19 protein-coding genes and 2 pseudogenes are annotated in these 19,188 nt (G+C 37.7%); 15 read left to right on the top strand and 6 right to left on the bottom strand.

Annotation, left to right across the window (positions count from 1 at the left end; genetic code table 11):
* Positions 1 to 8: 8 nt before the first annotated feature.
* From htpX to L5B83_RS08295, 7 genes and pseudogenes are all read left to right on the top strand, one after another.
* Positions 9 to 875, top strand: a complete 867-nt coding sequence (gene htpX, locus L5B83_RS08325) for a protease HtpX (RefSeq protein ID WP_265778133.1) — start codon at positions 9 to 11, stop codon at positions 873 to 875.
* A 370-nt stretch (positions 876 to 1,245) separates the two neighbouring features.
* Positions 1,246 to 1,782 (top strand): elongation factor P hydroxylase, encoded by a 537-nt coding sequence (locus tag L5B83_RS08320; protein ID WP_265778132.1) that lies wholly within the window; start codon positions 1,246 to 1,248, stop codon positions 1,780 to 1,782.
* Between the two features lie 100 nt (positions 1,783 to 1,882).
* Positions 1,883 to 2,800 (top strand): ABC transporter ATP-binding protein, encoded by a 918-nt coding sequence (locus L5B83_RS08315; RefSeq protein ID WP_265778131.1) that lies wholly within the window; start codon positions 1,883 to 1,885, stop codon positions 2,798 to 2,800.
* Positions 2,800 to 3,567, top strand: coding sequence for an ABC transporter permease (locus tag L5B83_RS08310; protein ID WP_265778130.1), 768 nt, complete (start codon positions 2,800 to 2,802; stop codon positions 3,565 to 3,567). The genes L5B83_RS08315 and L5B83_RS08310 overlap by 1 nt, the downstream gene beginning before the upstream one ends.
* 278 nt (positions 3,568 to 3,845) lie before the next feature.
* Complete coding sequence (locus L5B83_RS08305) at positions 3,846 to 5,309, top strand: peptide MFS transporter (RefSeq protein ID WP_265778129.1); 1,464 nt, start codon at positions 3,846 to 3,848, stop codon at positions 5,307 to 5,309.
* Between the two features lie 45 nt (positions 5,310 to 5,354).
* Positions 5,355 to 6,812 carry an aminoacyl-histidine dipeptidase gene (locus L5B83_RS08300; RefSeq protein WP_265778128.1) on the top strand — a complete coding sequence of 486 codons (1,458 nt, stop codon included), beginning with the start codon at positions 5,355 to 5,357 and terminating at the stop codon, positions 6,810 to 6,812.
* Between the two features lie 62 nt (positions 6,813 to 6,874).
* Positions 6,875 to 7,157, top strand: a pseudogene (locus L5B83_RS08295) (IS1595 family transposase); the annotation flags it as partial.
* Between the two features lie 76 nt (positions 7,158 to 7,233).
* Here the strand turns inward: L5B83_RS08295 and L5B83_RS08290 are convergent.
* Both L5B83_RS08290 and L5B83_RS08285 read right to left on the bottom strand, forming a co-directional pair.
* Positions 7,234 to 8,139, bottom strand: a pseudogene (locus tag L5B83_RS08290) (bifunctional metallophosphatase/5'-nucleotidase); the annotation flags it as partial.
* 188 nt (positions 8,140 to 8,327) lie between these two features.
* Positions 8,328 to 9,539, bottom strand: a complete 1,212-nt coding sequence (locus L5B83_RS08285) for an aromatic amino acid transport family protein (protein ID WP_250350485.1) — start codon at positions 9,537 to 9,539, stop codon at positions 8,328 to 8,330.
* A gap of 306 nt (positions 9,540 to 9,845) precedes the next feature.
* Between L5B83_RS08285 and ribH the strand changes: the two genes are divergently transcribed.
* From ribH to L5B83_RS08245, 8 genes are all read left to right on the top strand, one after another.
* A complete protein-coding gene (gene ribH / locus L5B83_RS08280; RefSeq protein WP_265778127.1) occupies positions 9,846 to 10,319 on the top strand; it encodes a 6,7-dimethyl-8-ribityllumazine synthase in 474 nt (157 codons plus the stop codon).
* A 14-nt stretch (positions 10,320 to 10,333) separates the two neighbouring features.
* Positions 10,334 to 10,762 (top strand): transcription antitermination factor NusB, encoded by a 429-nt coding sequence (gene nusB / locus L5B83_RS08275; RefSeq protein ID WP_265778409.1) that lies wholly within the window; start codon positions 10,334 to 10,336, stop codon positions 10,760 to 10,762.
* 21 nt (positions 10,763 to 10,783) lie between these two features.
* Positions 10,784 to 11,809: a thiamine-phosphate kinase gene (gene thiL, locus L5B83_RS08270; RefSeq protein ID WP_265778126.1), complete on the top strand. Its 1,026-nt coding sequence runs from the start codon at positions 10,784 to 10,786 to the stop codon at positions 11,807 to 11,809.
* A gap of 6 nt (positions 11,810 to 11,815) precedes the next feature.
* A complete protein-coding gene (locus tag L5B83_RS08265; protein ID WP_250350160.1) occupies positions 11,816 to 12,325 on the top strand; it encodes a phosphatidylglycerophosphatase A family protein in 510 nt (169 codons plus the stop codon).
* Positions 12,325 to 12,960 carry a LysE family transporter gene (locus L5B83_RS08260; RefSeq protein ID WP_250363084.1) on the top strand — a complete coding sequence of 212 codons (636 nt, stop codon included), beginning with the start codon at positions 12,325 to 12,327 and terminating at the stop codon, positions 12,958 to 12,960. Before L5B83_RS08265 ends, L5B83_RS08260 begins: the two co-directional genes overlap by 1 nt.
* A gap of 12 nt (positions 12,961 to 12,972) precedes the next feature.
* Complete coding sequence (gene dapB / locus L5B83_RS08255) at positions 12,973 to 13,785, top strand: 4-hydroxy-tetrahydrodipicolinate reductase (RefSeq protein WP_265778125.1); 813 nt, start codon at positions 12,973 to 12,975, stop codon at positions 13,783 to 13,785.
* A gap of 173 nt (positions 13,786 to 13,958) precedes the next feature.
* On the top strand, positions 13,959 to 14,207 hold the full coding sequence (gene yfaE / locus L5B83_RS08250; RefSeq protein ID WP_250350163.1) for a class I ribonucleotide reductase maintenance protein YfaE: 249 nt from the start codon (positions 13,959 to 13,961) through the stop codon (positions 14,205 to 14,207).
* Between the two features lie 82 nt (positions 14,208 to 14,289).
* Positions 14,290 to 14,514 (top strand): helix-turn-helix transcriptional regulator, encoded by a 225-nt coding sequence (locus tag L5B83_RS08245; protein ID WP_265761866.1) that lies wholly within the window; start codon positions 14,290 to 14,292, stop codon positions 14,512 to 14,514.
* Positions 14,515 to 14,715: 201 nt separating this feature from the next.
* Here L5B83_RS08245 and nrdB read toward each other — a convergent pair whose 3' ends face one another.
* The 4 genes from nrdB to L5B83_RS08225 all read right to left on the bottom strand — a co-directional run bounded on the left by nrdB (position 14,716) and on the right by L5B83_RS08225 (position 19,173).
* Positions 14,716 to 15,846: a class Ia ribonucleoside-diphosphate reductase subunit beta gene (nrdB, locus tag L5B83_RS08240; protein ID WP_265778124.1), complete on the bottom strand. Its 1,131-nt coding sequence runs from the start codon at positions 15,844 to 15,846 to the stop codon at positions 14,716 to 14,718.
* Between the two features lie 150 nt (positions 15,847 to 15,996).
* Positions 15,997 to 16,428, bottom strand: coding sequence for a YhcB family protein (locus L5B83_RS08235; protein WP_265778123.1), 432 nt, complete (start codon positions 16,426 to 16,428; stop codon positions 15,997 to 15,999).
* 135 nt (positions 16,429 to 16,563) lie between these two features.
* Entirely contained in the window at positions 16,564 to 18,333 is a 1,770-nt protein-coding gene (gene ycaO, locus L5B83_RS08230; RefSeq protein WP_265778122.1) for a 30S ribosomal protein S12 methylthiotransferase accessory factor YcaO, read from the bottom strand.
* 102 nt (positions 18,334 to 18,435) lie between these two features.
* Positions 18,436 to 19,173, bottom strand: a complete 738-nt coding sequence (locus tag L5B83_RS08225) for a class I SAM-dependent methyltransferase (protein ID WP_265778121.1) — start codon at positions 19,171 to 19,173, stop codon at positions 18,436 to 18,438.
* Positions 19,174 to 19,188 lie beyond the last annotated feature (15 nt).

Below are 19,188 nucleotides of genomic sequence, written 5' to 3'. Positions count from 1 at the left end.
AACTTTCTATGATGCGAATTTTACTTTTTTTAGCCACCAATATGGCCGTGCTAATTGTTTTCAATATTATTTTGAGCCTAACGGGTATCCGTGCGCAAGATGCTAGCGGATTATTAATTATGGCAGCGCTATTCGGTTTCAGTGGCTCATTGATTTCCTTATTTTTATCTAGAACAATGGCATTAAGATCAGTGAATGGGCAGGTGATTGAACAGCCACGCACGGAGCAAGAACGCTGGTTATTGAATACCGTTTCTATTCAAGCACGTGATGCGAATATCCCGATGCCAACGGTAGCGATTTATCATTCTGCTGATGTCAATGCCTTTGCCACTGGGGCAAGTAAAAACAATTCGTTGGTTGCCGTAAGTACAGGATTGCTTAATGCAATGACCAAAGATGAAGCAGAAGCAGTGCTAGCCCACGAAATCAGCCATATTCAAAATGGCGATATGGTCACAATGACCTTGTTGCAAGGAGTGTTAAATACGTTTGTGATTTTTATTTCTCGCCTTATTGCCAATGTGGTGGCGAGCAATCGTAACGACAACGGTGAAAGCAGCAGTGGCATTTATTTCTTAGTTTCAATGGTGCTAGAAGTGGTATTCGGCTTCTTGGCAAGTATGATCGCAATGTGGTTTTCTCGTTACCGTGAATATCGTGCAGATGCAGGTTCAGCTCATTTAGTCGGAAAACAAAAAATGATTGCTGCATTACGCCGCTTACAGCAACTTCACGAGCCACAACAAATGGAAGGGCAATTTGCTGCTTTTGCCATTAATGGTAAAAGAGGTGGATTAGCTTCATTATTTTTAAGCCATCCACCGTTGGAAAAGCGTATTGAGGCACTTCAAAAAAGTGATAGTTTAAAATAAACGCTTTTTTGGGCAGACACATAGCTCTGCCTATACAAAAATTCATTTAATTATAATCAGTTACCATTCATTTATACTGGTGTAGGGGGTCCGCCCTTTAAATTGTTACTATTAGCAAGACGTGTTGAAGCGTTGCAATAAAGAAGTGATGGCTTAAAATAAACGCTTTTTTGGGCAGACACATAGCTCTGCCCCTACGAAAATTCATTTAATTATAATCAGTTATCATTCATTGATACTGGTGTAGGGGCGAACCGATGTGTTCGCCCTTTAAAATAATGAATGTGACTAAACCGCCATAAATGTTAAAATAGGGCGTTTTCAAATTTTCAGGCACAGACTTTGTGCCTTATTATTTTTTGGAGTTGTGATGGAGCATCGTTTAGAAGACATTATTGCCATTTTTAATCAATGCTTTGAGCAAGAATATAATACCAAATTGGTCAAAGGGGGCGATGAGCCACTTTATCTGCCCGCCAATGAATATTGTCCTTACAATGCGATTTATTTTGCTCGAGGCTTTTATAGTAGCGCTTTGCACGAAATTTCTCACTGGTTAATTGCTGGCAAAGCACGGCGTAAATTAGAAGATTTTGGTTATTGGTATGAACCCGATGGGCGTTCTGAACAACGTCAGCGTGAGTTCGAGCAAGTGGAGGTGAAACCACAAGCGTTAGAATGGATTTTAGCCACTGCCGCAGGTTTTCGTTATATTGCCAGCAGTGATAATTTAAGCGGTGATCCCGGCGATACACAACCATTTAAACAAGCAGTGTATGAACAAGTAAAAACCTACGCCAAAAAAGGCTTACCAAAACGCGCAGAAATTTTGCGTAAAGCACTCGCCAAATTTTATGGTACACCAGATAATATCAACCTCGATTTATTTGATGTCAGTAGAATTTAAAAATACGGATAGAAATCCGCGAAATTTATACCGCACTTTGTTTACCTTTTATTTCAAAAGTGCGGGGCAAAATTTCGATAAATTTTATACGGAACGTTGAATGTTAGCATTAGAAATCAAAGGATTAACGAAAGAATATAAAAACGGCGTGAAAGCCTTGTATGGCATTGATCTCAGTGTTGAAGCGGGAGATTTTTACGCCTTACTTGGTCATAATGGGGCGGGGAAATCCACTACCATTGGGATTATTTGTTCTTTGGTTAATAAAACTGCTGGTGAAGTGAAGGTGTTTGGTGCAGATTTAGATCATAATCCAAGTCAGCTAAAACAGAATATCGGTTTAGTCCCGCAAGAATTTAATTTTAACCAATTTGAACGGGTGATTGATATTTTAATTAATCAAGCAGGTTATTATGGTATTCCACGTAAAGACGCGTTGGCACGCGCGGAAGTATGGCTGAAAAAGTTAGATTTATGGGATAAACGCGAGCAGCAATCACGCCAACTTTCAGGAGGAATGAAACGCCGTTTAATGATTGCTCGTGCCTTAATGCATCACCCTAAATTGCTTATTCTTGACGAACCTACCGCAGGTGTAGATATTGAGCTTCGCCGTACAATGTGGGCGTTCTTACGTGAGTTAAATCAGCAAGGAACAACAATTATTCTCACCACCCATTATTTGGAAGAAGCCGAAATGCTTTGTCGTCATATTGGCATTATTCAGCAAGGACGTTTGGTGGTGAATATGCCAATGAAAGCGTTATTAGCAAAACTAGAAACAGAAACCTTTGTGTTTGATTTAGCCACTCAAGTGGATAAACCAGAGATAATAGGTTACAACGTAACTTGGTTGGATAATAATACGCTTGAAGTCGAGGTAAAAAGAGAGCAGGGCTTAAATCAGTTGTTTTCACAGCTTGATAAGCAAGGCGTACAAGTATTGAGTATGCGTAATAAAGCTAACCGCTTGGAAGAGCTTTTTGTTTCAATGGCACTGAATAAAGGAGTGAAATAATGAGTTTAGCTTGGGTTGCCTTCCAAACCATTTTTATTAAAGAAGTTCGCCGTTTTACCCGAATTTGGGTGCAAACGCTTGTGCCACCGGTGATTACAATGACGTTATATTTTGTGATTTTCGGCCAGCTTATTGGCAACCGTATTGGTGAAATGCACGGTTTTAGCTATATGCAATTTATCGTACCGGGGCTGATTATGATGTCCGCCTTAACCCATTCTTTCGCCAATGTTGCCTCATCTTTTTATAGCACGAAATTTGCTCGCAATGTGGAAGAGCTGCTGATTTCTCCCACTTCACCGCACATTATTATTTTAGGCTATATGGCAGGAGGAATGGCACGTGGATTGAGTGTTGGTATTCTGGTTACCTTAGTTTCGCTATTTTTCGTCCCATTACAGATTTATTCTTGGACGGTCATTCTTGCGACCTTATTACTTACCACAGCAAGCTTTGCATTGGGAGGCTTGATTAATGCCGTTTTCGCTCGATCATTTGACGACATTAGCATTATTCCCACCTTTGTATTAACCCCTTTAACTTATTTAGGTGGTGTATTTTATTCTATCTCCTTACTTCCACCTTTCTGGCAAGTAGTGTCTAAATTTAATCCCATTGTCTATATGATAAGTGGTTTCCGCTACGGTTTTCTTGGCATTCAAGATGTAAGCATAATTTATACTTTTACAGTATTAGGGCTTTTTATCACCACACTTTATGCCATTGCTTATTATCTGATCAGCCGTGGAGTAGGGTTGAGAAGTTAATCTAAAAAAATAATAAGAATGTTATATTTCTAAAGATTTTAAAGATAAATATCTTGTTGTTGATAAAAACTATTAAAAGGTAAAGATCGTAAAGTACATAAAATTATATTTACTTTAAATTAAAATTAACGATCAAAAATGTGAGTTACTTCTAAAAAGTAAAAAAACATTATAAGAAAACAAAATATCTAAATAGCATTTTGGATTTGTGTTTACTAAATTAACAATAATGGATAAAGCAGTACATTTTTTACTTAAACTATTAGGAGTATTGTCATATGTCTAGTCATAACACACATTCCATTTTGGGACATCCCGCTGGTCTATTTACTTTATTTCAAACAGAATTATGGGAACGTTTTAGTTATTATGGTATGCGAGCCATTTTATTACTCTTTCTCTCAGATTCTATCATTAATCAAGGAATGGGCTTGGATATGCAATCAGCTAAAGCGATTGTTGCGACTTATTCAGCGTCAGCCTTTATGTTATCTATTTTAGGAGGATGGGCTGCAGATAGACTCTGGGGGCCTCTAAGAGCAACATTATATGGTGGTTTTGTAATTATTTCTGGGCATATTGTCCTTTCAATCCCTCTTTCTGAAACAGCTTATGTAGGAATTATCCTTATTGCTATTGGTACAGGAATGCTGAAACCTAATATAGCAACAATGGTAGGGGGGTTATATGAAGATAATGATAAACGACGAGATGCTGGATTTTCAATATTTTATATGGGAATTAATATTGGAGCGTTACTTGCACCACTTGTTGTTTCTTATTTTCGTAATGTAGGAGGCTACCATGCTGGATTTATTATTGCTGCAATAGGTATGGCTATTGCTTTATATTTTTATCTTAGAGGCAAAGGTGGATTTAGCAAGGAATCAGATAAAGTTCCAAATCCAATTACAATAACTGAAAGAACAACGTTACTGAAAAAAGTAGGATTATTATTTATTACACTCATTTTATTTTGGACAGTATTTCGCTATGGGGTTGGAAATACATTGGTTGCATCTATAACAAATACTTTGAACTTACTTTCTTTAATTGTCCCTATTGGATACTTTATTATGATGTTTCGATCGAGTCAGGTTACAAAAGCTGAGCGCTCTCGTTTACTTGCATTAATCCCTATTTTTATGACAACTGCTGCTTATTCTATGTTATTTGAGCAAGGTGGTTCTTCATTAATTGAATTTGCTATATATGGAACTCAATTAGATCTTGGTTTTATTCAGATTAGCCCTGAATGGTATAATTCTGTTAATCCACTTGCTATTATTTTATTAACTGGATTATTTGCTTTCTTATGGGTGAAATTAAATGGAAAACCATCGATTCCTATTAAATTAGCAATTGGTTTAGGTTTGGTTGTTGTAGCTTTTTATTATCTTGGTTTTACAGCTCAATCTTATGCTGAAAAAAATACCCTTGCACCTTGGTGGGTATTATTTGTTGCTTATCTTATCATGACTATTGGAGAGCTTTGCTCATCACCTGTAGGCTATTCTGCAGCTACATTACTCTCACCTAAAGCATTTAAATCACAAGGACTAGCGCTATGGTTAATGGCAAGTGCCTTTGGACAAGCTGTTGCTGGTATTGTATTTGCAAATGTAAAACTTAGTATGGCAAATAATTTTATCTTTTTTGCAAGTATAGGTGCTATTTTCACAGTCATTTTACTTATATTATCACCATGGACTAATCGTAAGATTAAAGAAGGCTTGAATTAATTTTAATTCTTGAATATTTCATAATTTAACCTAAAGGTGAGCATTATGTCTAAAATTAGATATTTACAACCAATGTCTTTATGGGGATGGTTTGATAAAATTTGTATGATTCCACATCCTTCTTTTCATGAGAATATTCTTGCTAAATTTATTACCCATTGGGCAAAAGAAAAGAAATTTTTTGTTGAAAGAGATGAAATAGGTAATATTTTAATTCGTAAGCCAGCAACAAAAGGGATGGAAAATCGTCAAGGTATTATTCTTCAAGCTCACCTTGATATGGTCCCCCAATCTAAGGAAGGATATATTCATAACTTTCAAAAGGATTCTATTCATCCTTATATTGATGGTGAATGGGTAAAAGCTAAAGGGACTACATTAGGGGCAGATAATGGAATTGGTATAGCATCTAGCTTAGCTATATTGGAATCCAGTGATATACCTCATCCTGAATTGGAAGTTTTATTAACTGTAACGGAAGAGTCTGGTATGAAAGGAGCATTGAAATTACGTCCAAATTGGTTTAAGTCTAGATTAATGATTAATACCGATGCTGAAGAAAATGGTGAAATTTATATTGGTTGTGCTGGTGGGGAAGATGTTACCTTTAGCGTCCCTATTCATTTTGAAAAAAATTCTTTTGATAGTAGCATAAAAATCAGTATTAAAGGTTTAAAAGGAGGCCACTCAGGTGGTGATATTCACACTAATAGAGTTAATGCTATTAAGTTACTGGGGCGTTTATTAGTTGAACTTAAAAAAGAGGTTCATTTTCAACTGGGATATATTAATGGTGGTTCAGTTAGTAATGCAATTCCGCGTGAGTCTAGCGTTATATTTTCTTTTTCTATTAGAAATAAAGAAATTGTTCTCAGTTGCATTGAAAATATTACACAAAAGCTACAATTGGAATTATCTCTCGATGAACCAAATTTATATTTTATCATTGAAAATGAGACTGTTAACCCTCAAATTTTTGATGTTGTAACAACAAACAAAATAATTCAGTGTCTTAAAATTCTGCCTAATGGTGTTATACGCTATAGTGATGAATTAAAGGATGTGGTTGAAACTTCACTGAATGTGGGGGTTTTAGTTACGGATAACGATCATATTGAATTAAATATTTTAGTCCGTTCACTCGTTGAAGAGGGTAAAAAAACAGTTAGAACTATGTTAATTCCATTAGCTGAATTAATAGATGCAAAGATTACTTTTTCTGGTAGTACGCCTGGTTGGCGTCCTGCGCTTCAATCGCCTATTACTGTTCTGACAAAACAGATTTATGATCGAATATTAGGGTATGAAGCTAAAATTAAGGTCATTCATGCTGGACTTGAATGTGGATTGATTAAGAAAATTTATCCAGATATCGATATAGTATCTATTGGTCCAACTATCCGTAATGCTCATTCACCAGATGAAAAAGTACATATTCCAGCAGTAAATATTTATTGGTCATTATTAACTCAGATTCTTGCACAAATACCAGAGAAAGCATAATATTGAATTATTACTATATTTTAGGAGCTGAAATAGATTAGCACTTATGCTAGGCTACCAAAATGAAGATAACTAATTGTAAACTAAAGAAATCTATACAAAAAAAACGGCTTGATTTTTTTGTTGTAGAAGTTATCACAAGAACAGTGGCAAATTTGTTGGCTATTCAACCTAATACAGTTACCCTATTTTACTATAAGGTTATGGGTTGTGATTGACTACTATTTATCCCTTGAAGCCGATGATATTTTTGAGGGTAAGATTGAACGAGATGAAAATTATTTAGGTGGTTATCGTAAGAAAAAATGTGAGCGAGGAACGGTAGGAAAAGTCGCTATTTTGGGGTAATTGGGGGGGCACCAAAAGAATAAGAAAATGGTGTGAAATTTAATGCATCTCTACTACAACACCTATTATTTTCATCAGCTTGGAAATCTTTTACTGGCACTGTTTTTGCTGTTTTATTTATCAGCTTTACGTGAGCGTTCTTAATGTCAAAGGTAAGATCTACTTCTGAAACGACAGTGCCATAACGATGAGGTTCTGTAATCAATGTATCCTTAATAGTTACGCGAGGAATATTTTTATGCATATGTCCTGCAATAATCACATCAATGCCATCTACTGCATTGACAAGATCAGCAACCCCCGTATCTGGAATGTTATTTTCATTTTCAATGCCCATATGAGCTAAAACCACAATCGCATCAACCCCTTTCTGTTTTAATTGGGTAATTTGTTTTTTGGTTTCTTCAATTGGGGAAGTAAAAATCATTTGATCGAGATAGCCTGTGTCTAGCTCAAAAGTGGCAGACATTGGCGTAGTCAATCCAATTACACCTATTTTTACCCCATCTTTTTCAATTATCGTCGTTGGTGTAAGATAACGGTGACCATTTTTATAGTAAAAATTTGCCGTTAGCTTTTGCGCCCTTATATCTTTTAGGATTTCATCTAATGCGGTCATACCAAAATTGAATTCGTGATTGCCTAGAATGAAAATATCATATTTCATTTGATTAAGTATTTTAGGAATAGGGTGATTTTTATAATATTCAGGTGTTTTTGCGAATACTTCTACTTGATTATCTTGAATCGCATCACCAATATCTACCAGAATAACATTAGGATTTTTTTTGCGGACTTCATTTACATAAGTGGAAATTTGAGCATAAGAACCTGAATAGTCGGCAATATCTGCGCCATAACTCCAAGGTACAACTCTACCATGTACATCTGAAGTACCTAAAATTTTGATATTTACCTCTTTCGCAACGGCAATACTTATAGAAGAAAGAGTAAGAATAGTGGTGAGAAGTTTTTTCATCGTGTCTCCTAGTAATATGAATAAAAGCTGACTAAATTTTGGCAAAAACATAGAAGATTATCAATAGGTTAAATATTTTATTAGTTGGTAAGGACAAAGTTTGGAGGGGATTGCTCGTGTGAAAGTCAATCGCTACTTTTAAGGAAAAGCCGATCTTATGATCGGCTTAGATAAAATTTTCGGTTAAATTAACCAATTACTTTCGGTAAATAACCCGCTTGGATTAAGAATGGTACATTCATAATTAATAATCCTAATAACAAGGCAATAAATAAGCTTATATTTCCACCTAGTACACGGTATGGCATATCAGGATAGCGTTTCCGTGCTTGCCAAGCCATTCCAACGGGTAACACTAAACCATAGAAAGTAAACATTTGTCCTGCATAACCTAAGGCCGCAATAAAGCCATCTGGATAGAATAAAGCAAAAGCAAGTGGTGGAATAAAGGTCAGTAAACCGAGTTGGATGCGATTTGCTTTAATGTTTACACGTTTTAATAAATCGTCTAAGCAGTCAAACAGTGATAATGCCACGCCAAGGAAAGAGGTAACTAATGCAAGGGTTGAGAATGTTCTTACCGCACCGCTAATTAATGAACTCCCCGTCGCTTGGAAGGTGGCGTTGATTAACCCATTTAGTGTCGGATCATTATTTACAATTTGTACAAATTCAGATTGCGGAAAAACGCCGTGCGTTGCCATTTGCCACAAAATATAAGCCACTAATGGGATTGCTGTCCCTCCAATAATGGCAATACGTAAACGGCGAATATCACCATCTAAGTATTTGTTTATGCTTGGGATAATCACGTGGAAACCAAATGAGGTGAAAAATACAGGGCTTGCAGAAATGATTAAGAAATCTTTTAATGGCATTGCAAGCAAGTTATCCGTTGTAACTAGCGGTAACATCATACCTAATACAAGTAAAAATGCCGCAAGTTTAATTAAGAAGAGTAAGCGTGTTAGCGCGTCAACTGCGCCTGTACTAATCACGATAAAGACACCTAATACCAGCGTAAATAAAACGATGGATACAGAAGTGGCGTTATCCCCTAAAAATGGCATTAGTCCAGCAAGTAATGAACCACCGCCTGTAACATAAGCGGAAAGAATAGCATACATAAAAATAACAAGGGAAAGGGTAGCAAGTACACGCCCAGCGATACCGAAATATTGTTCAGCCAATGTGGCGATCCCTGCATCTTTGCGTTCCGCTTTTTGATACACTTCAACAAATAATAATGCGCTGTAAGAAAGTAAAATCCAAAGTGCGAATAATAATGCAAGGGTATAACTAAAGCCCATCTCCGCCGAGGTGAGAGGCATTGCTAGCATTCCGGCGCCTATTGTTGTTCCTGCGACAAGTAAGGCACTGCCAAATGTCTTATTTTTCATAATATTTTCCTGATTAAGTTTAGTAAAAGTGCGGTAGATTTTATCGTATTTTTATTGAAATGTAATTATATTTTTACATAGTGTTTTTATTTCTTTACAAGTTATTTTATTTGGGATTGATAACGAATTGACTCAATGCGCCAAATTCATTCGACTAAAATGATGATTGTAGTGAGCCAATATTTCCAATATACACAAAGTGCGGTGTAAAAAGACAAAATATTTCCCTACAAAATCCGCCTAGTTACCAAATTTTATGATAAAATCCGCGCCTATTTCCCATAACATTAAACAATAGGATAGATTATGAAAGTATTAGAAGGCACGATTGCCGCACCAAATGCGAAAGTTGCGGTGGTAATTGCACGTTTTAACAGTTTTATTAACGAAAGTTTATTAGAAGGCGCATTAGATGCGTTAAAACGTATTGGTCAAGTCAAAGATGACAATATCACTTTAGTGCGCGCTCCCGGTGCTTATGAATTACCTTTAGTTGCTCGTCGCTTAGCAGAAAGCAAAAAATATGATGCGATTGTTGCATTAGGTACTGTGATTCGTGGTGGTACAGCACATTTTGAATATGTTGCAGGTGAAGCGAGCAGTGGGCTAGGACAAGTAGCTATGCAGGCAGAGATCCCTGTTGCGTTCGGGGTTTTAACAACGGAAAATATTGAACAAGCCATTGAACGCGCAGGTACTAAAGCGGGTAATAAAGGTGCAGAATCGGCTTTAGTTGCTTTAGAGATGGTGAATCTATTGGCTCAAATTGATAACGCATAATGGCTGAATTTGTGATGAATGATAAAGTAAAGAAACCAAGCCAACGTCGTCGCGCAAGAGAATGTGCCGTACAAGCATTATATTCTTGGGATATTTCACAAAATCCTATTGATGAAGTGGAATTAGCTTTTGTTACCGAACAGGATATGCAAGGCGTGGATATGCCTTATTTCCGCAAATTATTACGTCAAACAGCCGAAAATATTGATACGGTGGAAGCCTCAATGACGGCTTATTTGGATCGTAGCCTTGAGGAATTAGATCCTATTGAGCGTGCTATTTTGCGTTTAGCCGTGTATGAGCTGAAATTTGAACGAGATGTGCCTTATAAAGTGGTGATTAATGAGGCAATTGAAGTAGCAAAAGTTTTTGGTGCGGATGATAGCCACCGCTATGTGAATGGGGTATTGGATAAAGTCGCCCCAGCGTTATCACGTAAATAATTATTTCATGGAAGGGTTGTAATGAGTGAAGGTGAATTTGACTTAATTAAGCGTTATTTTACAGCCTCTAAGCGCCCTTCTCGTAAAGATGTCATTCTGGCTATTGGCGATGATTGTGCCATTACTGAACATCGGCAAAATCAACGTATTGCCATTACAACGGATACGATGGTAGAAAATACCCATTTTCTGCCCTCTATCTCTCCCGCTGATCTTGCCTATAAAGCTGTCGCAACAAATTTGAGTGATTTGGCGGCAATGGGCGCTGAACCAGCTTGGTTTTCTCTTGCATTAACACTCCCTCATATTAATCATTCGTGGTTACAGGCATTTAGCCAAAGTTTCTTTGAAATCCTTGATCATTATAATGTTGATCTGATCGGTGGTGATACCACCAAAGGTGCTTTACACGTGATTAGCATTACCGCACAAGGGATTATTCCCAAAGGGAAAGCATTATGTCGCCATAGTGCCAATGTGGGTGATTGGATTTATGTATCAGGTACACTTGGTGATAGTGCTGGTGGGTTATCATTATTACTCAATTCGCCTAATGCGGTGAGAAATCAAAGTGCGGTGCAAAATTTGTCTAATTCTGAACAGGATTATTTAATTAAGCGTCATCTTCGTCCCACACCAAGAGTGTTACTTGGATTAGAATTGGCGGTATCATCGCTTGCGAGTTCAGCTATTGATATTTCTGACGGTTTGATCGCTGATCTTGGGCATATTTTAGCGCGTAGTCAATGTAGTGCGGTGATCAATGTGGATAAACTTCCTTTGTCTGAAGCATTAATTAATACGTTTGGTTTAACTAAAGCGGAGCAATTTGCCTTAACTGGGGGGGAAGATTATGAACTCTGTTTTACTGTGCCAGATGATTTGCGTGCAAAATTAGATCAACACTTAAGTCATATTGGCGTGAATTACACTTGCATTGGACAATTACGTGCTTTGCGTTCGGCTAACAAAAAATCCATTCAACTTCTACGCCATGGCGTAGAAGTGGCAATGCCACAGAGCTTAGGTTTCGATCATTTTAAATAAAAGATTATGCAAAAAATTCAACAAGATCCGCGTCATTCTCTGCGATTAACGAACCCAATTCACTTGCTTGCCGTTGGGTTTGGTTCAGGTTTGCTTCGTCCCGCCCCCGGAACTTGGGGAAGTTTAGCCGCCACATTAATCGGTGCGGCACTTTTGCAGGTAATGCCGTTAAAAATCTTTCTTTTTTTCACCGCACTGTGTTTTATTGCAGGTTGCGTTATTTGCCAGAAAACTGCTGATGATATGGGCGTACACGATCACGGTGCGATAGTATGGGACGAATTTGTTGGTATTTTTATGGTGCTTGCTGTGTTACCAGAAATCAATGTGCTATGGTGTACAATAGGTTTTGCCGTATTTCGTGTTTTCGATATTTTAAAACCTTATCCTATCCGCTATTTTGATCGTAAGTTGCAAAGCGGCTTTGGCATTATGATTGATGATGTACTGGCAGCAATTTATAGCATTATCGCAATACATCTTTGTTTATCTGTTGTTATGGGGAGTCTTATTTAATGTGGACCGTATTATTCGTTAATCTTGTTGGTTTACTTAGCCCAGGGCCAGATTTCTTTTATGTAAGTCGCAAAGCGGCCAGTGAAAGTCAGCGTAATGCGATTGCAGGCGCAATAGGTATTGGATTCGGTATTTTATTTTGGGCGACTTTAGTTATTTTTGGGCTAGCTATAATTAATCGAACCAATTACCTCGTACAGTATATTATTATGTGTTTAGGAGGAGGTTATTTAGCTTATTGTGGTATCAAGATGTTGCAAGTAACGAAAAATGCACAGCTAGCTACGCTAAAACCACATCAAGAAATACATCACCCTATTTCACGTGAAATTATGAAAGGATTATTGATCAATCTGAGCAATGCTAAAGTGATCGTTTTTTTTAGTAGTGTGATGTCAGGCTTTATGGCAAGCATATCAAATAATACAGAAATTATGTTGATTATTCTCCTATTAGCCTTGGAAAGTGTGCTTTATTTTATCTTAATTGCATTTTTCTTTTCGCGTAAAATCGTTCGTGATTTTTATAATCGCTACAATCGCTATATTGACAATTTTGCGGGAATTGTTTTCCTCTTTTTCGGTGGTGAACTGATTTATTCGGGCTTAACCACCATTATTGAAATCACCTCGTAACAGGAGTAGAAAATGACATTAAAAATTGCCGTGGTAGGGGCTGGTGGCCGTATGGGACGCCAATTAATTCAGGCCGTACATAACGCAGAAGGCGTAGAATTAGGTGCAGCGTTTGAACGCAAAGGTTCATCATTAGTCGGAACTGATGCGGGTGAATTGGCGGGAATTGGACAACTTGGCGTGAAAGTATCTGATGATTTAAATGCAGAAAAAGATCATTTTGATGTGATGATTGACTTTACACGCCCAGAAGGAACCTTAGAGCATCTTGCGTTTTGCCTTGCTCATCAGAAAAAAATGGTGATTGGAACGACAGGATTTGACGATGCAGGGAAACAGGCTATTAACAAAGCCGCGGAGCAAATTGCGATTGTCTTTGCCTCTAATTATAGTGTCGGGGTTAATTTAGTGTTTAAATTACTTGAAAAAGCCGCCAAAGTGATGGGCGATTATTGTGATATTGAAATTATTGAAGCCCACCACCGCCACAAAGTGGACGCACCATCAGGCACAGCGTTATCAATGGGGGAACATATTGCGAAAACCTTGGGGCGTGATCTCAAAACTCACGGGGTATTTTGCCGTGAAGGGATTACGGGTGAGCGTAAACGTGATGAAATCGGCTTTTCTACAATTCGTGCCAGTGATGTTGTCGGTGAACATAGTGTGTGGTTTGCAGATATTGGTGAACGTGTAGAAATTTCTCACAAAGCCTCAAGCCGAATGACTTTTGCTAATGGAGCAGTGCGCGCCGCAAAATGGCTTGTAGGTAAAGAACAGGGCTTGTTTGATATGACAGATGTGCTTAGTCTGAATGAACTTTAATTCTCGTTGATTTAAAAGTGCGGTGAGAATTTTCTAAATTTTTGAAAAAGATACCGCACTTTATTTTATCCTGATGTCATTATCTAAATGGCGATAAAAATGGTTAAAAATACCGTCCAGTAAAGCCCACGCTGATTTTGAAATATGATTCTAATATTCTTCTTTGATAAGAAATGAAAATTACCCTATTAAAACAAAAAATCATTCTTGAACATCATAATGAAATGCCACTCTTACAAAAGCTAGAAATTAATGGCATTTATCCTGAATATCAATGCCGTTCTGGTTATTGCGGGGCTTGTCGTACAAAAATAAAGAAGGGTAACGTCCATTATAATGAACCGCCACTTGCTTTTGTGAATGAAGATGAAGTATTACTTTGCTGCTGCCAAGTAGAAAGCGATTTAGAGCTAGAGTTATAAAGTGCGGTGTTTTTTTGCTTATTTATTTGCCAAAAGACTTAATGTTAAAAATGAAATTATCAAGGCATTGTTATTAGGTGAAATGACACAAGGGCAAGCATTGCGTAAATTACGTATAGAAATGCTTGGGGTGAATCAACAACAATATATGAAGATGGTGAAGGTTTCACGACAAACTCTTTCTAATATAGAAAATGATAAAGGAAATTACAGCGTTGAAACCATTAATCAAGTATTCAAACCTTTTGGATTTGAATTGGGATTAGTGCCGATTTCTAAAGATTTACTCACTAAAATGAGATCATAAGAAAAGGCTATATTAGGGTATGTTGCTAACGGTTTAATAGGCCAAAATCCCCAAATCTTACAAAACTTTTTTAATTGGTTTGAGAATATTCTAGCTATTCTCTGTACAGTTTGTCTTGTTTTGTGGGGATTTTGTCTATGTTTAGCCAGATTATGCAAATAGCGACATACCCTAGATTAGCCCTAGATTTTTGCAAAATCCTTATAAATCAAAATCACCAAAATCGCTGGTATCAACCTTAGCATCAATTTGACCCACGAGATAAGAGCTTACTTCCACTTCTTGTGGAGCAACTTGTACATTGTCAGACACCAACCACGCATTGATCCAAGGGATTGGATTGGAGCGCGCCTCAAAAGGTAAGGGTAAGCCAACGGCTTGCATACGAATATTGGTAATATATTCCACATATTGCACTAAAATATCTTTATTTAAGCCGATCATTGAGCCGTCTTTAAATAAATAATCAGCCCATTCTTTTTCTTGTTCGGCGGCAGCGAGGAATAATTCATAAGCCTCTTGTTTACATTCCTCAGCGATTTCAGCCATTTCAGGATCATCTTGTCCAGCTGCCATAATGTTTAGAATGTGCTGTGTGCCTGTTAAATGTAAGGCCTCATCACGTGCGATAAATTTAATGATTTTGGCATTTCCTTCCATCAGTTTGCGTTCCGCAAAGGCGAAAGAGCAGGCGAAAGAGACATAGAAACGAATCGCTTCTAAGGCGTTTACGCTCATTAGGCAAAGGTAAAGTTGTTTTTTCAAATTACGCAAGGTAACCACGCATTCTTTGCCATCTACGGTGTAAGTGCCTTCACCATAAAGGCCGTAAAGCTGGCTATCGCGGATTAAATCATCGTAATAGGCAGAAATATCTTTTGCGCGTTTGATGATTTCTTCATTGGTAACAATATCATCAAAAACAATAGACGGATCATTAACGATATTACGAATAATATGGGTATATGAACGGCTATGAATGGTTTCAGAGAATGTCCAAGTTTCAATCCAAGTTTCTAGTTCAGGAATGGAAACCAGCGGTAACAACGCCACATTTGGGCTACGTCCTTGAATGGAATCCAACAGAGTTTGGTATTTTAAGTTACTGATAAAAATATGTTTTTCGTGTTCAGGTAATGCGGCATAGTCAATGCGATCTTGCGACACATCTACTTCTTCTGGACGCCAGAAGAATGAAAGTTGTTTTTCAATTAGTTTTTCAAAGGTTTCATATTTTTGTTGGTCGTAACGGGCAACATTGACGTTTTGCCCGAAGAACATCGGCTCTTTGAGCTGATCATTTTTAGTTTGTGAGAAAGTGGTGTATGCCATAGAAATGTCCTTACATCTTTTTAATTGAGAATAACTCGTATTTTACATCAAAAACTTGATTCGTTTAATGGGTTTTATATGAACGCACAATAAAAACGGTGAATTATTTTAAAACTCACCGTTTTTCAAAGGGTTAGAAAATCTTAAAGGCTATTTTTCTGCTTTTAAGATGCCAGAAGACCCTTCAGAATAATCTCTTGGGGCATTTTCTTCTGTACGATTTTCTGATTCTCCTTTCGTTGCAGTTTCTTCTGTTGTTTTTTTCTGTTCAAGCTGGTTTTTAAAGAGTGGTTTGCCTTCTAATTGAGGCAAGAGTTGCACGGAAGAGGTGGCTAAATGTTGATACAGTTTTTGATAATCCTGCGCAAGGGTTTTCAATAAATCTGCACTTTCAGAAAAATGTTTTTCTAAATGCTGTTTTTGTTGATCTAATTCTGATTTTACTTTTTGTAATTCAGTTTCCGTTTTCACTTGTTTCTTCACGGAATCCTTAGTGAAACGTAATAATAGATAAGCGAGGACAAAACCTACAACTAAACCAATTAGGGCAGGTTGCCACATTTCAGGTGTCCAATTTTGCATAAAAAACTCCTTATGATAAGAAAAGAACCTTTTGTATCATAACCTTAATTTCAATGTATTTCTTTGGCGCAGATCACAAAAAAATACATTGGCGAAATAAGGCGGCAATCGCACGCCTTATGTTGCTATGTTATCTTAAACCGCATTTTGCCAATAGGCTGTTTTGGCTTTTTGCAAGTTATGATAGGCATTAAGTAATTTTTGGTGGGCGTCGAATTGTTGTAAATGTTCATCATCTGCTAAAAGATCATAAAATGGATTACCACCTTGAATCGCATTCCAAGCAAATTCTACCGCACTTTTACCATACATTTTCTCAAATACAGTACGATACTGAGCAGGATCGCGCTGTTCATCAAGGAATAATTCAAGACTGTTTATTAAACAGCGGTAATAATTTGCCCGTTCAGAGGTAAATATCGATTGATTCATATTTAGTGTCCAGCTTGCCCAATCTAAGGCATTTTCTCGATCTTGAGTGGCAAGATAGAGCATTGCTTTGAGTTCACCAATACGCAAGGTTGCCCAGCCAGATTTTGGCGGTGGCACAATACCGATAAATTCACGCACACGGGTAGCATCATCAATGCCTTGTTCATCTAATTCATCAAGCAATTCTTGATAAGTGTCTTGAGCGTGGTGGAAATGAGGGAGATCAAGCAAGATCTCACGCCAATCCATTCCCATATTGTTATTGGCATAAATTAAATCGTCTGCTGGATAAATATCCGACATTCCCGGTACGATAATCCGACAAGCGTACACACCTAAATGATGATAATCCATAATATAGACTTCTTGCTTGCGCACTTGGAAAATTGTCATCAGATTTTGATATTCTTGTTCTGTTGTGCCAGAAAAATCCCAGTCCACAAAAGGATAATCACTTTCTTGCTTGAATAAATCCCAAGAAATTAAACCGCTTGAATCAATAAAATGGGTTTCCAAATTGGCGTGTTCTGCAACATCATCATTATTGAAAGAAGGGGGCGTGAATACATCAAGATCTTTCAAACTACGCCCCTGTAATAATTCGGTCACTGTGCGTTCTAATGCCACGCCAAAATTAGGGTGTGCGCCAAAAGAGGCGAAGCAAGTCCCATTTTGGGGATTGAGCAGTACCACACAAATTACAGGGAACGCTCCGCCTAAGGAGGCATCATAAGCAAGAATTGGAAATCCTTCTTGCTCAAGTGTAGCAATGGCTTCTTGCACCGCCGGGTAGCGATTCATTACCGCCTGTGGAATGAGGGGTAAGCTAATCGCCTCGGCAATAATTTTGTTTTTTACATAGCGCTCAAACACTTCTGATAGTCCTTGTACACGAGCTTCAAACAAACTGTTTCCTGCGGACATTCCATTGGAAACATAAAGATTTGCGATGATGCTTTGTGGAATATACACCGTTTGGTTATCTGATTGACGCACATAAGGCATTGCCACAATACCGCGTTCCCCATTGCCAGATTGCAGATCGATCAATAAATCGGGCGTCAGTTCGCCATTCGGATCATAATAAGCCAATAAATTGTCATCAAGAATGCCTTCAGGAAGGCGATCTTCATTTTCAATGTTGAACCATTTTTCATTGGGATAATGTACAAAAGGGGCATTGGCAAGATCTTTCCCAAGGTAATAATCGGCAAAGAAATAATTGGTGGAAAGACGTTCAAAATATTCACCTAAGGCAGAGGCAAGCGCCGCTTTTTTACTTGCGCCTTTACCGTTAGTAAAGCATTGTGGACAATCTTTATCACGAATATGTACAGACCAAACATTCGGCACCGGATTGAGCCACGAGGCTTCTTCAATATGAAAACCAAGTGCGGTCAATTTTTGTTGAAATTTTGCAATACTATCTTCAAGAGCGGCATCTTTACCGGGAATAAAAGTTTGTTCGGTCATTTCGTATTCTCCAATTAGAGCAAGTAAGATTGAACCGTGCATAATAGGCAAGTTTTACTTATTCAGCAAGGAAAAATCTTGCCATCAATCAAGAACTGCTCACTATTTCAATGAGTTGGTCTTAATGATCGTTTCTGTTTTCGTTGCTTGTTGAAAGGCATTGGTAGGGGTTAATGTTGGGGAAAAGGGGGATCTTTGCGCATTCAAGGTCATTGGCAAAGTCCGTTTCTGTGCCACGATCATCATAATATCACCAAAATAACGGGATTGACCTTGTAAGGACAAACATTGCTGATCGAGTAACTCAAAATTAAGTAGGCTCAGCCAATCCACAATTCGAGTAACGAAATAAGGTTTAAAAAACACGGTATTTTTACTAAACGGAAAATATTGTTTAAGTGAAAAGACACTGAATGGATTAAATAATGAAAGGAATAAGATCCCTTCTTGATTTAGTGTGCGAGTAATTTCGCGTAATACTTGGTGCGGATTGGCAGTAAAATGTAAACCGTGTGCGAACAAACAGGCAGAAAAATGCCCTTCAACAAAAGGCAAAGCAGTGGGGCGAGCTTGGACTAACTCAATATGCGGGCATTGCGAAAGTGCGGTCAAATTTTGCGGAATTTTTTCGTCCACGATAATGTGTTGATCACAAGGATAATAAGCCACTTCCGCACTTAACGCCCCTAATTTCAGGCAATAATCCCCCGTAATTTGTGCAAAGTGCTTTGTTAAATATTGCTGAATTAGGCTACAATAACGCGCACCTTGTGGCACTTGTTGCCAGCTCAGTGGTATTTGGCACGGATGTGTTGTGTTACAAGGGATATTCCAGTTCATTTTTAATAAGGATCA

Origin of the sequence: Avibacterium sp. 21-599 (assembly GCF_026226765.1) — a bacterium.
Classification (GTDB): Bacteria; Pseudomonadota; Gammaproteobacteria; order Enterobacterales; family Pasteurellaceae; genus Avibacterium.
The sequence above is the reverse complement of the archived record's forward strand: the minus strand, read 5'-3'. Positions and strand labels throughout refer to the sequence as shown.

Bases quoted from the DNA above. Each gene is read 5' to 3' on its own strand.
- htpX (WP_265778133.1), top strand. From the start codon at position 9: ATGATGCGAATTTTACTTTTTTTAGCCACCAATATGGCCGTGCTAATT.
- L5B83_RS08320 (WP_265778132.1), top strand. From the start codon at position 1,246: ATGGAGCATCGTTTAGAAGACATTATTGCCATTTTTAATCAATGCTTT.
- L5B83_RS08315 (WP_265778131.1), top strand. From the start codon at position 1,883: ATGTTAGCATTAGAAATCAAAGGATTAACGAAAGAATATAAAAACGGC.
- L5B83_RS08310 (WP_265778130.1), top strand. From the start codon at position 2,800: ATGAGTTTAGCTTGGGTTGCCTTCCAAACCATTTTTATTAAAGAAGTT.
- L5B83_RS08305 (WP_265778129.1), top strand. From the start codon at position 3,846: ATGTCTAGTCATAACACACATTCCATTTTGGGACATCCCGCTGGTCTA.
- L5B83_RS08300 (WP_265778128.1), top strand. From the start codon at position 5,355: ATGTCTAAAATTAGATATTTACAACCAATGTCTTTATGGGGATGGTTT.
- L5B83_RS08285 (WP_250350485.1), bottom strand. From the start codon at position 9,539: ATGAAAAATAAGACATTTGGCAGTGCCTTACTTGTCGCAGGAACAACA.
- ribH (WP_265778127.1), top strand. From the start codon at position 9,846: ATGAAAGTATTAGAAGGCACGATTGCCGCACCAAATGCGAAAGTTGCG.
- nusB (WP_265778409.1), top strand. From the start codon at position 10,334: ATGAATGATAAAGTAAAGAAACCAAGCCAACGTCGTCGCGCAAGAGAA.
- thiL (WP_265778126.1), top strand. From the start codon at position 10,784: ATGAGTGAAGGTGAATTTGACTTAATTAAGCGTTATTTTACAGCCTCT.
- L5B83_RS08265 (WP_250350160.1), top strand. From the start codon at position 11,816: ATGCAAAAAATTCAACAAGATCCGCGTCATTCTCTGCGATTAACGAAC.
- L5B83_RS08260 (WP_250363084.1), top strand. From the start codon at position 12,325: ATGTGGACCGTATTATTCGTTAATCTTGTTGGTTTACTTAGCCCAGGG.
- dapB (WP_265778125.1), top strand. From the start codon at position 12,973: ATGACATTAAAAATTGCCGTGGTAGGGGCTGGTGGCCGTATGGGACGC.
- yfaE (WP_250350163.1), top strand. From the start codon at position 13,959: ATGAAAATTACCCTATTAAAACAAAAAATCATTCTTGAACATCATAAT.
- L5B83_RS08245 (WP_265761866.1), top strand. From the start codon at position 14,290: ATGACACAAGGGCAAGCATTGCGTAAATTACGTATAGAAATGCTTGGG.
- nrdB (WP_265778124.1), bottom strand. From the start codon at position 15,846: ATGGCATACACCACTTTCTCACAAACTAAAAATGATCAGCTCAAAGAG.
- L5B83_RS08235 (WP_265778123.1), bottom strand. From the start codon at position 16,428: ATGCAAAATTGGACACCTGAAATGTGGCAACCTGCCCTAATTGGTTTA.
- ycaO (WP_265778122.1), bottom strand. From the start codon at position 18,333: ATGACCGAACAAACTTTTATTCCCGGTAAAGATGCCGCTCTTGAAGAT.
- L5B83_RS08225 (WP_265778121.1), bottom strand. From the start codon at position 19,173: ATGAACTGGAATATCCCTTGTAACACAACACATCCGTGCCAAATACCA.